Source organism: Pyxidicoccus sp. M15 (genome assembly GCF_056858435.1).
The window spans coordinates 7,270,710-7,283,309 of the sequence record NZ_CM166495.1; the positions used below are offsets into that span (position 1 = coordinate 7,270,710).

A 12,600-nucleotide genomic window follows, 5' to 3' on the forward strand; every position below is an offset into this window, starting at 1 on the left:
GTGGAGACCCTCAATCTTTCGTCCAGGTGAAAAGTAACCACTCCCAGCACTCAGCGTCAAGGGAAGCGTCCTCAGGAGACACCAGACATGACGAATGATGATTCCAGAACGGGTGCGGCGCTGGAGGACCTCCTCCACCGGCGTCCCAGCATGCGCGTGGCCCGCGACGCGGACCGCCTGAGCCGGCTGCCGGGAGTGGCCGCGCTCGTGCTGAAGGGCGAGGGCCCGGCGGCGCTGGTGGCCGAGGCGCAGCGGCTGCATGGCCAAGCGCGCGAGCAGCATGGCATGGAGGCGCCGTCGCCCCCCGGCCGGAATGCGCAGGCCACCCGGAACGCCCGGAACGCCCGGGCCGCGCGGGGAGACGAAGCCCCCCGCTGGCCGGGCACCATCGTCACCGAGACGGGCCCATCGCCCCTGGACGCGCGGGTACTCGCGGTGCTGGACGCGGCCGCACGGGGAGAGACGGACTTCAGCGCGCCCGCCGAGAAGCGGGCCACGGACGGCCTGACGGCGGTGGAGCTCCTGGAGGGTGAACTCACCGGGGAGGAGCGGACCCGGCGCGAGGCGGAGCGCGTCCGTCCCTACATCCAGCAGCAGCTGCGCGAGCGGCGCATCGCCGAGATGCACGCCTGGCAGGCCGAGGCGGCGGCGATGCTGAAGACGCTGGACGACACGCCGCAGGGTGCCGCCATGCGGGGAAAGCCCCCTTCCGCCGGGGAGGACACCGCGGCGCGCCGGCACCGGCTCTCCGTCTCACGGGTCCTGGAGGCGATGTCCAACAACCTGGGCGAGCTGGGCATGCTGGAGGCCAACCGCCGCAACTGGCAGGCGGCGAGCGACGCGGCCCACGAGGCGCTGGTGATTCGCGACGAGACGGCCCCGCGGCTGCTCGGGGAGCGGCTGCTGATGGAGCCCCGGCTCCACCTCCAGCGCGCGTACGCGCGGTTCATGCTGGGGGGCAATACGCCCGTGCTCCGGGCGGAGCTGGAGAACGCGCGGCGCGAGGCGCCCGAGTCGCCCGGGCTCAGCTACTGGTCGGCGCGCTACCACGTGATGGCCGGTGACTTCGAGGGCGCCCGGCAGGCCATCGCGGGGATGCTCCATGACCCGAAGATCGCCAACGAGATTGCCCCCCTCGTCGGGCTCCGCGTGCCCCGCCGGCCCACGGCCCGCCGCGCGGGAGCACCCGTCACGTCGGAGCCGGCGATCACGAGCGAGGCCGCCCTGACGAGCCTGGCGCTGACGACGGTGGTGGACGCGCCGCCCCAGCAGGTCCACCCCGCCAACTTCTACTCCTATGGCAACGTCTTCGTGGGCGCGGCGCAGCTGGAGCAGGTGGGCGACGAGCTGGATGCCATCGCCAACGGCGCCATGGCCGGGAGCGCGACGGCGGCCCGGCTGGACCAGGCCGCGAAGGACGCCGCGGCGGAAGCGGCGGCGGCGGCGGCGGCGGCCATCGCCGCGGCCGAGTACGAGGCCGACATCGCCGACACGCAGCGCGAGCTCATCGAAGACCGCCGGGGCTCGTACAAGTTCGAGGACGAGTACGGAAAACCCCGGGTCCGCAAGAACCACCGCGCCGTGCGGCGTGCCCGCGCCTCGGGACAGCGCGCGGGCGGTGTGGCGGCGGCGGAGCAGCGCCGTATCGAGGCCGAGGCCCAGGCCGCCACGGCGCGCGTGGCCGCGCAGCGGGGCTTCGCGGCACTGAGGGACTACGCCACCGTCGGGCGCAGCGCCATCGACGCGTTGCTGCTGTGGGACCAGTCGCTCGCGGACATCCGGCTGGGCCGCTTCCAGCGCGCCACGGGCAACCTCATCGAGTGCCAGATGGCGGCCCTCACCTACTTCGTCGGGCGCTACCCCACGATTGCCAACGGCCGTGCGTCGCCCACCACGCAGGAGGGCGTCTACAGCCGGCTGGTCGAGCTGGCGCGGACCCTGCTCACCAACAACGCCATCATCCGCACGCACTTCAACACGCGCGTGGCGCAGATCGCGCTGAGCTCCCTGCGAGACTACGACTGGGTGAGCCCCACCGTCGCGTCCGCCAACCTCCGGGTCTACAGCTCCGGAGGCAACTTCGTGGACGCGTTCGCCACCACGACGCGCGACAAGATTTCGGAGAAGGTGGACGCCCCCCTGCTGGCCCTTGCCTTCGTGTTCATCCCGATGGCGCTCGCGGACACCTACCGGCTCCGGGGGGACTACGCGCTCGCGGAGAGCAGCCTGGAGGCGCTGCTGAACCGTCACACCGAGCTGCAGCTGCTCAGCAACGTCATCGAGGTGCCCTACGTCAGGATGATGCTCGGCCGGGCGCGGATGGAGCGCGCGGACGCCGAGTTCAAGGCCGCCGTCCCCGCGCCCGCGGGGCAGACGGCGGCGCAGAACCTGAAGGCCGCGCTCACCTACGCGGCGGTCATCGACGTCTTCCGCGACGCGCAGCACATCGGCTATGTCCAGCAGCTCGACACGGGCATGGCCTCGCTCGGGGCGGAGACGGACCGCCTGCTGGGGAAGATCGTCCCCGACACCTCGGGGAAGCTCGTCCTCCAGGGACTGTCGCTCCATCCCCTGGCCGTCCGCGAGGCCTCGGGTGCCACGGTGGCGCCCCTGCCCACCCTGGCGGACCGGGTGGCGCTCGCGGAGCTGGGACGGCGGATTCCCCTGCCCTACGTGTCACTGAGGAACGGAGGCCTGGTGGGCGAGGAGGACCGGTTCGCGCCCAATGACTGCCTGCTGAGCTTCACGTCACCGACGGGCAAGGAGACCAACCCCGCCATCTGGGCCCTGCTCTGCGAGGCGCGCGCGCGGCAGGTCCAGATCGAGCGAGGGCTCAACTTCCTCGGCTACCGCAATGACTACGCGCCGCCCTGGCGCTTCTCGTACCTGCTGGAGCGGGCCCGCTACTTCGCCGAGCACGCCCGCGTTGCACAGCGTGACTACCTGTCCTTCCTCAACAGCGCCGAGAACGAGGAGTTCCGCGAGCTGGGGGCCAGTCAGGCCGTCGTCGTCGAGCGGAGCAACATGCGCGTCGAGAGTGCGCGCGTCGAGCAGTCGAAGAGCGAGGCCGAGGTCTCCAACAAGGCCAAGGGGCTCGCGGACCTGGTCGCGCGCAACGCGTCGCAGCGGCGGACGAACTACAAGAACTTCTCCGCGAGGGCGGACACGCTCGCCAACGAAGTGCTGGCGGGTTCGGGCCTGCGCATTGCGTCCGCGACAGTCATGGGGACGCTCGGAGGTGCGTCCACGGGTCTGTCCATCGTGGGGTCCGACCCGCTGAACAAAGCCGTCACGGGCGTCATGGGTGGGGCGGCGGCGGGCGCGCTCTTCGGTCCCCCGGGCGTCCTGATTGGCGCCGCGGCGGGCGCGCTCCTCGGAGGGCTCAGCTCGTTCTTCGGGAGTCAAGATGCCGAGAAGGAGAAGTCCAACCAGTACGCGCTCGCGGCCGCGCAGCGCACGTACGAGTTCGACAACCTGGGGCTCGCACTGGATGAGGCCAACAAGTCCGCGGAGGTCGCACGCGCGCAGCAGGACGTCGCCAAGGCGGCGCTGCAGGTAGCGACGCTGCAGGAGGCCGCGGCGCTCATGCGTCATGACTTCGCCGTCCAGAACCTCACCTTCCTGCGGGACCGGACGCTGAACTCGGAGTTGTGGTACCGGCTGGCGCAGCTGGTGCGAGGCGTGAGCCGCACCTATCTGCGGTACGCAACGGAGATCGCCTTCCTGGCGGAGCAGGCGTACGAGTTCGAGGCGGACCGGCAGATCAACGTCATCCGCTTCGACTACGACATCCGGGAGCAGGGCGAGTTCATGGGCGGGGACCTGCTGCTGAACGACCTGAACACCATCGAGCACGACCTCATCACCGCGCAGCAGCAGCGGCAGCAGCGGGTGAAGTACGTCATCTCCCTGGCCCGCGAGTACCCGATGGCGCTCCAGCAGCTCCAGGAGACCGGCGCGACGGCGTTCTCGGTGACGCTGAAGCAGCTGGAGCAGCGCTTCCCGGGGTTGTTCAACCTGCGCATCGCGTCGGTGGACGTGTTGCCCGTGGCGCTGATGGACCCCACGCGCTTCAGCGTGGAGCTGACGTACGCGGGAATGAGCCAGGTGCGCATGGCGGCTCCGTCGTCGACGCTTCCGGGCCGGCCCGCTTCCAGCTGGCTGCCCGCCGTGGACGCGCGCTGGCCGGTGCGGACGCGCATGGGCAACCCCGAGTCGTTCGTCTTCAGCGGACTCAGCCGGGCGGAGGTCCAGGAAGCCTTCCCCTTCACCACGGCCACCCAGCGCAATGCCTTCGAAGGCGTGGGAGCCGCCGCCTCGTGGTATCTGGACATGTCGATGCGGGAGAACCACGTGGTGCCCCGGTCCATCGCCGACGTGCTCATCACGCTCACCCTCGGCGGCTACCACGATGCGGGCTTGAGGTCCGCCGTGGAGACCTCGGCACCTTCCTCGCAGCCCGTGCTGACGCAGAACCTCTCCTCGCGCCAGCTGTTCCCCGACGCGTTCTACCGGTTCGGCGAGTCGGGCGTGCTGGAGATGCCCGTTCCCGCGGAGGTGCTGACGGCCGATGCGCCGGTCCAGGCGCTGCGCAATGCGGCGCTCTACTTCCTGCCCTCGGCGAGCGGCGTGCACGCGGGGCCGCTGATTGCCAGCTACGCCATGGACTTCACGGTGACGAGCGCCCTGACGCTCGAGACGCGTGGCGCCGTGCCGCGCATCACCGTGACGCTCAGCGGCCTGACGGCGAACGTGACGGCCAGCATGGCGGGCGCGACGTCGCTGCAGTGGAACTGGGGGGATGGAGCCACGTGGCAGTCGGTCACCACGGACGTCGCCGTGGCGCATGCGTATCCCCGTCCCGGGACGTATACCGCCGAGCTCCGCGTGGTGGTGGGTGAGCGGCTCTCCGCCTACCGCTACGCCATCACCGTGTCGCGGACGCAGACCCTCACCGCGCCGGTGACGGCCGCGCCGATGCCGCTGACGGTGACGGGCACGGCGAACGGACGCGCCCAGCTTTCGGCGACGGCCTGGCTGCCCGCGGGCATGCCGGCGGTGACGTACCTGTGGAGGCTGGTCGGGACGTCACAGACGTGGCGCGGCACGGCCGCAACCCCGGACCTTGCTCCGGGGCGCTACACGCTCGTCTTCACCGCCATGCGGACGCTGAAGGTGGGGTTCTACGGAGCCCAGCGCTGGCTGCCCAACACCCGGCTCACGGTGGACAGCGGGATGATCTCCACGAACCGGACCTTCGACGCCAACGGCACGGAGACCAACGTGGCGGGTCGCAATGCCCTGGCACTGCACCTCTTCGGCAAGGGACCCATCTCACCGCTTGACCGGTGGACCGTGGCCGTCCCCATCGCGGACAACACGTTCCTGCGCGGCGTCACCGAGGATGACGTCGCCCGGCTCATGGTGGAGGTCTTCGACGACGTCGTCCTTTCCATGGAATACGACGTCGCATCGACCTGAGCGGGGGGCCGCCGCTCAGCGCGAGGCGCGGCGCTGGACCTCTTCCACGGCCCGGGCGATGGCGGCGGAGTCCGGGACGATGCGCTTCGCCTGCTCCGCCACTTCCATGGCCGCGTCCAGCTTGTCCTGCTGTCCCAGCGCGTGAATCCACCCGGCCCACGCCTCTTCCAGCAGGGACAGCGCCGCGCTGGCGGCGGAGGCGAAGGCGGCCTCCGCGTGCTCGGGCGCATTCCGGGCGGTGGCGAGAAAGCGCCCCAGCTCGATGAGCGGCTCCGGCGCCCCGGCCGAGACATCCGCCGCGGTGCGCAGGGCCCGCTCGGCCTCGTCGAGGTGGGCCTCGTCGCGCTGGAGCAGGCAGGTGCGGCTCAACGCGAGCAGGTTGGGTACGAAGGCGGGACAGCCCTCCGCCAGTGCACGGTACGCGTCGAGCCGGCGAGCGCCCTCCACCGGCTCCGCGTTCGCCGCCTTCCACTTCCTTCGCAACTCCTGGGGACTCGGGTGCGTGCTCATGCCCCGCACTCTAGGCCCCAGCCGCGCGCCGTGCTCAGGGCTGGTTCGGGTCGCCGATGCCCTTGAACGGATTGAACGTGTACGTCGTCGAGAAGCGCGACGACGGGCTGAAGTAGTACGCCGCCAGCTTCGCCGGGTCGCTGGCCAGCTCCCCGCGCAGGATGGAGCCGTCGTTCTGGTCGTCCCAGCCCCACGGCGCGTTCGCCGAGTTCGACGTGCACTGCCCCGCCACCGAGCCGCAGCCGCCGCCCGTGTCGCCCCGGAACGTGCCCTCGGACGAGAAGAGCGTGCTGAGGCTCCTGCGTTGCCACAGCCCTTCCGAGCCGTAGATGTCCACGAGCTTGTAGCGCACATCCGAGTCCGAGGCCGACGAGGGCTCCTCCGCCGTGGTCAGCGAGGGGAAGTACTTCACGCCGTCTCCGACGATGTCATACGCCGGCCAGGCCTTGAGCCCGTGGCCCTTGGCCTCCTGCGCGGTGATGGGATGGAGCACGCCCTCGAAGGACAGGGACGACAGCTTGCCGTCCACGGACTCCACCCCCGAGCCGATGGGGCTGCCGTCGGGCACGAAGGAGAAGAAGTCCTTGTGCGCCACCGTCACCGCGCCGATGAGCGCCCCGTACTCGGTGCCGTTGCGCTCCACGATGAGCATCACGCCCTCGGCGTCGTTCTCGTGCTCCGTGTCGAAGATGTTGTCGGCCCAGTCGCGCGGGTGGAAGAACGTGTAGACGAGGTACCAGTGCGAGCTCGTCTCCACCAGCGAGTGGTACGCGTGCGCCGTCAGCGCCCGGGAGCCGGTGTTGTCCCAGTTGTTCGTCCCGCTCCAGTCCCCGTCGAAGTCGACGCGGGTGATGTAGTCCGCCTTGCCGCTAAGCGAGTGCGAGCCCGTCACGTCCACGTCCTGGTAGTGGATGGGCGCCCAGCGCTTCGCCAGCGCGGCCCGGAACGCGGTGGACGTGGGGCCGCCCGCGAGCCCCAGCCCGGCCTCACCGAGGAAGTCCTCGTCCAGCGACTCCGGACCGCAGGCGGTGAGCAACATCAGCGCGGCGGGGACGACAGCGCGCGCGAGGGCACCACGAACGTGACGACCAATGGAGACCATGAGGGTCCTCCCTTTCAGGCGGACTCCTACATGATTTCCTGATTGACGGGGTAAGACGATTTAACAGTTTACGCGCTTTATACGTTCAGCGGCGGGCTCAGTACGACGCGGTGAGTCCCCAGTGCAGACTGGAGTAGGTCTCCTCCGCCACACCGCCGGCCTGCCAACCCGTACGGGTGCCCGCGCCGGAGAAGGTGTCCTGGTAGCGCGACAGGTTGAAGCGCACCGAATAGCCGAACGGGCCCCAGAGCTCGCCGGCCACACCCAGCTCCGCTTCCCAGCCGAAGCTGGACACCGAGGTGCCGTAGTCGCTGACCTCCAGGCCCAACGCACCGCCCTCGTCGTCGAAGCCCTCGCCCGGCTTCGGGCCGATGAAGACCTGCCCCGCGCCCTCCAGCCGCACCGAGCGCAGCAACGGCACGGACACCTCCAGGCCCACCGCGGGGAACATGCGGTGCGTGCCCGTGAGCGGGCTCTCCGCGGACTCGTCCACGTCGAACGCGCGCGTGAGCAGGCCCGCGCGCAGCCCCGCGTAGCCGAGCAGCTGCCGCGCCTCACCGAGGCCGAAGTAGTAGCGGTACAGCGCCTGCGCGGTGAGCACCGAGTCGGTGGCCACCACCTCGCGCGTCACCGACTGGCCCGCGTCATTCTGCAGGGTCACGTTCGTGGACGAGTACCCGCGCCGGTAGCCCAGCACCGCGCCCAGCCCGCGCACCGCCGACGGCTTGCGCGCCAGCGGCAGCAGCTCCAGCTCCGCGGAGACGCCGAGGTACGGCACCGACGACGAGTAGTCCACCCGGTCTCCCAGCTGGTCCTCCGCCGCCTTCCGGTCGAACTCGCTGCACGACTTCACCCCGGGACGCGCGCAGTACTTTCGCCACGTCGTCGTGCCGCCGAGGAACAGCCGAGCCAGCGGCGGACGCACCGGCTCGTCCCCCACCGTGCCCCCAGAGCCCGTGTCCAGCGCCACCTCCAGGAACGGGTCCGTCGTCGTGTGCGACTCGGGGTCCACGGCCACCGGGTCCACGCTGTCGGCGTCACGCGAAGCCACGACCACCGCGTCCGGGCGGATCACCGGCTTCTTCGGAGCATCCGGACGCGTCGCGACGGCGGGAGGCGCTTCAGTCGGCCGCTCCGCCACGGTCGGAGCCTCCGGATGCGACGCAGCGCCCGGAGACGCATCGGAGGGACGTTCCGCTACGGTCGGAGCGTTCGGGCTCACGGGGGCAGGAGCTCCCGAAACGGCCGGAGCGTTCGGACTCACGGGGGCAGGAGCTCCCGACACGACCGGAGCGTTCGGACTCGCAGGCACAGGAGCCCCCGTCACGGCCGGAGCCTCCGCCACTGCGGGAGGAGGCACGGGCGCCACCGGCTCGACGGGCTTCAGCGGCTCGGCGGGAGTGACACCCTGGGACGGCTCCGGCGCCGTGCGAGGCGCGCGCACCGCGGCGGCGATGAAGAGTGCCGCCTTCTTCGCGTCCGCGGCCGTGAGCTTCCCGCGCGTGAGCGCCACCTCCTGCTCGGACAGCACGCGCCCGTCGGCATCCAGCACGCGCACGTGCAGCGAGGAGCCCACCGCGCCGCCCACCGCCGAGTCGAGCTTCAGGCGCGGGGCCACCTTGACGAGCGCGTCCTCCGACGAAGCCTCGGCGCCGCGCAGGCCCGACTTCTTCGCGGTGGCGGCGTACTGCTTCAGCGACACCACCGACACCTGGCGCGTGCGGCGCAGCGCCGCGTCCAGCTGGGCGCGCACCCGGCCCCGGGAGTCACCCTCCAGAGCCAGCACCACCACGCGCTGCCGCTGAGCCACGGACGCCGACTTCTTCCGCTTCACCGCCGCCGGAGCGGTCCCCTCCACGCGCTGCCGCGCGGCCACGGGCGCCGCCTTCTTCCGCTTGACGACGGCGGCCTGTGCCGACGGGGAGGCCAGCACCACCGCCAGGGCGAACACCATGCCCCAGCGAACCATCGCGTGTCCGGTGTTCATCATTCCCGGGGGAGGTTCACCCACCCCGCAGGCGATGTCCAGGCTCCAAGCCCGGAGCCCGGTGCCTGGAGCCCCGCCGCACGCTCAGGCGTTCATCGTCGCCGGAGCGCCCAGACCCGTGCCGCCCACGGGCATCGTCGTCGGCTCCATGTCCGGCGCCAGGGACGGCGACGAGTCCGCCGCCGCCTGCGTCGCCGCCAGGTGCTCCGCGCGGCCAATGCCGAGGAAGTCACGCCGGTAGATGCGCACCATGGCCATGAAGATGGAGGCGATGAGCGGCCCCACCAGCAGCCCCATCATCCCGAACACCGCCAGCCCGCCGAACATGGACAGGAAGACGAGCAGCGGGTGCAGCGCCATGCGCGCCCCGCACAGCTTCGGGCGGATGACATTGTCGATGCTGCCCACCAGGAAGGTGCCCCAGGCCAGGAGGAACACGCCCTCCGTCACATTGTTCGCGGCGATGAGCACCACGCCGATGGGCCCCCACACCAGCGCCGTACCGCCCACCGGCACCAGCGCCACCAGCACCATGGCCGCGCCCCACACGCCCGCATGCGGCACCCCGGCGATGAGCAGCCCCACGAAGCCCACCGCGCCCTGGATGAGCGCCGTCACCGTGTTGCCGTAGACAATCGCGTACGCCACATCGGTGAACTCGCGCGAGAAGGCCTCGAAGTAGCGCTTGTCCAGGGGGATGAGGCGCATCACCTCGGCCACCAGCCGGCGGCCGTCGAGGAAGAAGTAGTACATGGCCACGGTCATCAGGAACATGTTGATGACCAGCTCCGCGCCGGCGGTCACCACGTCACCCAGCAGCGCCGCCCCGCCCGTCACCGCCGTCATCAGCGCCCGCTCCGTCTCCGCGCTCTCCGGGTCGAACCGGATGTACCGGCTGAGACCTCGGGGCAGCGAAGAGGCGAACTGGTGACGCAGGTCCACCTGCTCCAGCAGGTCCTGCGCCTGGCCCACGAACTGGAGGAGCTCCTTCGCCACCATCCACCCCACCAGCGCCAGCGGGGCCAGGATGAGCAGGAACACCGTGAGGGTGGACAACCCGGCCGCGAGCGACTTGCGGCCCCGCAGCTTCTGGCCCAGGTAGTCCTGGACCGGCATGAAGAGGACGACCAGGAAGCCGCCCAGCAGCACCGGCATGAGGAACGGAAGAAGAATCCTGGAGAAAAGAATCAACGCGAGCGCAAAGAGCCCCGCGAATACGTAGTTCGACCACCGCCGAGTTTCACCCACCGCCCCACCCCACCCCGCCCGCCCCGCGGGCCCACGACGCCACCCCAAGCTAGGAACCCCGCTTCCCACCGGGAAGTCCGGGTTCACCCCCTGCCGAGGATCAACCATGACTTCTGGACGTTTCACGCCCGTGGTGCTCACCGCCCTGTTGTCCCTCGCCGCTACCGCGTGTGGGGACGAGGCTGCCCCCTGCACGGACTGCCCGGCGCTGGAAGGCCGCTACCGGATGGACTTCGCGGATGGGGGCGTGCCGGCCGAGTGCGGCCAGATTGCCGTGGACCTGCCCCGGGGCCGCCCGCTGGCCATCTCCCGCACGGGGGCTGCCCTCACGGGCTCGCTGGAGGGGGTGTCCCTGAGGGGCTCCGTCTCCGGCCAGGGGACCTTCAGCCTGTCGGGGAACGCCGGGGGCACCCCGGACGGGGGCCTCACCCAGAACCTGAGCCTGGCTGGCAGCTTCACGCCCCCGGTGACGGATGGCGGAACGGCACGGCTGGCGGGGACCTACACCGGCAACTTCACGCGCGCCGGGCCGAACGGGTCCCAGCGCTGCAACGTCGTCACCCCGTTCTCGGCGACCCGGGAATAGCGCCTCGGGCCGCTCGAGCTCGGGGGCGGACTACTTCTTCTTCGCCTCGGCGGCCTTCGCCTCGGCCTTCTGCTTCTTGGCCCGCTTCTTCCAGGCCTGCTTGATCTTCATCTGCACGCGACGGTGCTTGCTCTTGCTGCGGGCCATCGTTGACTCCTGCGCTCCGGAACGGAGACGTGAAAAGAAGGGCCTACGTATCAGAACCGGATGGGCTCCCGGAAGAGGAACCCTCTGAAGGGGGTTCCGGAGCCTTTTCCAGGGCCTCCTCCGGGGACTCTTCCGGGGCCGGCCGGGTGGGGAACGGAATCCCCTCCGCCCCCCGGACCTGGGTAGGTCTGGCGGAGGACACCGTCACCTCCCCCTCCCGGTCCTCGTCGCTCGGCCGCTCGCGGGACACGGGGGCGCTGCTCTGCTGGGGACGCTTCTTCACCGAGGCGAAAATCGGCTTGAAGGCGTCCAGGGCGCGCCGGACCTCGTCCAGGGGCAGCGCCGGGCTGTGGTTGCCATTCACGCCCGTCATGGACGTGGCCATGCACATGGCGTTGAGGATGGCCTCCTCGGTGGCTTCCATCACCGCCTCGTAGAGGGGGTCCAGCCGCTGATCCAGGAGGATCTTCAGCTTGTAGACCATCTTCTGCGTGCGCCTGGGGATGATGTTGGCGGTGGAGAAGCCGACGACGATTTCGCCCGAGCCGTGCGCCGCGTAGCTGCCCACCCGGCCGATGCCCAGCGCCACGCGCTTGCAGAGGCGGTTGATCTGATGGCTCAGCAGCGGCGCGTCCGTGGCCACCACGGCGATGATGGAGCCGTAGGTGTGGCCGCGCTTGGGCGTGTCCTTGAACTTCTCCGCCAGCACCTCGCCCACCGGCAGGCCGCCCACCCGCAGGTTGTGCATCTTCCCGAAGTTGGACATCACCAGCACGCCCAGGGTGTAGCCGCCGAGCACCTCCGGCAGCTTCCGGGAGGACGTGCCGATGCCGCCCTTGAAGTCGCACGTCACCATGCCGGTGCCGCCGCCCACGTTGCCCTCGGCCACGGGGCCCGTCTTCGCGTTGCGGATGGCCTCGTAGACGTGCTCCTCGCGCACGTGCCGGCCGGAGATGTCGTTGAGCCACGAGTCGTCGCACTCGCCCACCACGGGGATGATGACGTCGTGCTCGTCGCCGATGCCGGGGTAGCGCTCCACCTGGTGGCGCGCGACGCCGTCCGACACCGCGCCCACTGCCATGGTGTTGGTGAGGAGGATGGGCGTTTCGATGAGGCCCCACTCCATGAGCTGCGTCATGCCGGAGACCTCGCCCGCGCCGTTGAGCACGAAGCCGCCTCCATTCATGCGCTCCATGAAGATGTTGCCGTTGTTGGGAAGAATCGCCGTCACGCCCGTGCGCACCGGGCCGTGGCCGGGCCGCAGCGGCCCCTCACCCTTGATGATGGTGCTGTGCCCGACGAGCACCCCATCCACGTCGGTGATGGCGTTGAACTTCCCGGGCTTGAAGCGTCCCAGCGGAAGACCCAGCTCACGGGCGCGGACGCGGGGCCCGGATTCCTCGGGGATGTGCACCATAGGCGGCGGACACTAACCGACCATCTCCCACCGTCAACCACTCCGCGCATGCACCGCCAGGGAGCCTCCACTGGCACGCCCGCGGGAAGCCGGCCCGGCAGCGGACAAGACGACGCCCCGTC

Annotated in this window: 8 protein-coding genes; 2 read left to right on the forward strand and 6 right to left on the reverse strand. The window is 70.6% G+C overall.

Annotated elements, in window-relative coordinates; all coding sequences use genetic code 11:
• The first annotated feature begins 87 nt into the window (after positions 1–87).
• The gene (locus ACX9TP_RS26900; protein WP_482973479.1) at positions 88–5,481 is read left to right on the forward strand and encodes a Tc toxin subunit A-related protein; all 5,394 of its coding nucleotides are present in this window, start codon (positions 88–90) and stop codon (positions 5,479–5,481) included.
• A gap of 15 nt (positions 5,482–5,496) precedes the next feature.
• On the opposite strand, the gene ACX9TP_RS26905 is transcribed toward ACX9TP_RS26900, so the two are convergent.
• From ACX9TP_RS26905 to ACX9TP_RS26920, 4 genes are all read right to left on the reverse strand, one after another.
• On the reverse strand, positions 5,497–5,991 hold the full coding sequence (locus tag ACX9TP_RS26905; RefSeq protein ID WP_482973480.1) for a hypothetical protein: 495 nt from the start codon (positions 5,989–5,991) through the stop codon (positions 5,497–5,499).
• A gap of 34 nt (positions 5,992–6,025) precedes the next feature.
• Complete coding sequence (locus ACX9TP_RS26910; RefSeq protein ID WP_482973481.1) at positions 6,026–6,748, reverse strand: hypothetical protein; 723 nt, start codon at positions 6,746–6,748, stop codon at positions 6,026–6,028.
• A 442-nt stretch (positions 6,749–7,190) separates the two neighbouring features.
• Positions 7,191–9,083 (reverse strand): DNA polymerase III subunit gamma/tau domain-containing protein, encoded by a 1,893-nt coding sequence (locus tag ACX9TP_RS26915; protein ID WP_482973482.1) that lies wholly within the window; start codon positions 9,081–9,083, stop codon positions 7,191–7,193.
• Between the two features lie 81 nt (positions 9,084–9,164).
• Entirely contained in the window at positions 9,165–10,328 is a 1,164-nt protein-coding gene (locus tag ACX9TP_RS26920) for an AI-2E family transporter (protein WP_482973483.1), read from the reverse strand.
• A 106-nt stretch (positions 10,329–10,434) separates the two neighbouring features.
• On the opposite strand from ACX9TP_RS26920, the gene ACX9TP_RS26925 reads away from it, so the two are divergent.
• The gene (locus ACX9TP_RS26925) at positions 10,435–10,914 is read left to right on the forward strand and encodes a hypothetical protein (RefSeq protein WP_482973484.1); all 480 of its coding nucleotides are present in this window, start codon (positions 10,435–10,437) and stop codon (positions 10,912–10,914) included.
• A gap of 30 nt (positions 10,915–10,944) precedes the next feature.
• On the opposite strand, the gene ACX9TP_RS26930 is transcribed toward ACX9TP_RS26925, so the two are convergent.
• Together ACX9TP_RS26930 and ACX9TP_RS26935 are read right to left on the reverse strand one after the other, a co-directional pair.
• Positions 10,945–11,061 carry a hypothetical protein gene (locus ACX9TP_RS26930; RefSeq protein WP_015349395.1) on the reverse strand — a complete coding sequence of 39 codons (117 nt, stop codon included), beginning with the start codon at positions 11,059–11,061 and terminating at the stop codon, positions 10,945–10,947.
• A gap of 43 nt (positions 11,062–11,104) precedes the next feature.
• The gene (locus ACX9TP_RS26935) at positions 11,105–12,478 is read right to left on the reverse strand and encodes a DmpA family aminopeptidase (protein WP_482973485.1); all 1,374 of its coding nucleotides are present in this window, start codon (positions 12,476–12,478) and stop codon (positions 11,105–11,107) included.
• Positions 12,479–12,600: the final 122 nt, after the last annotated feature.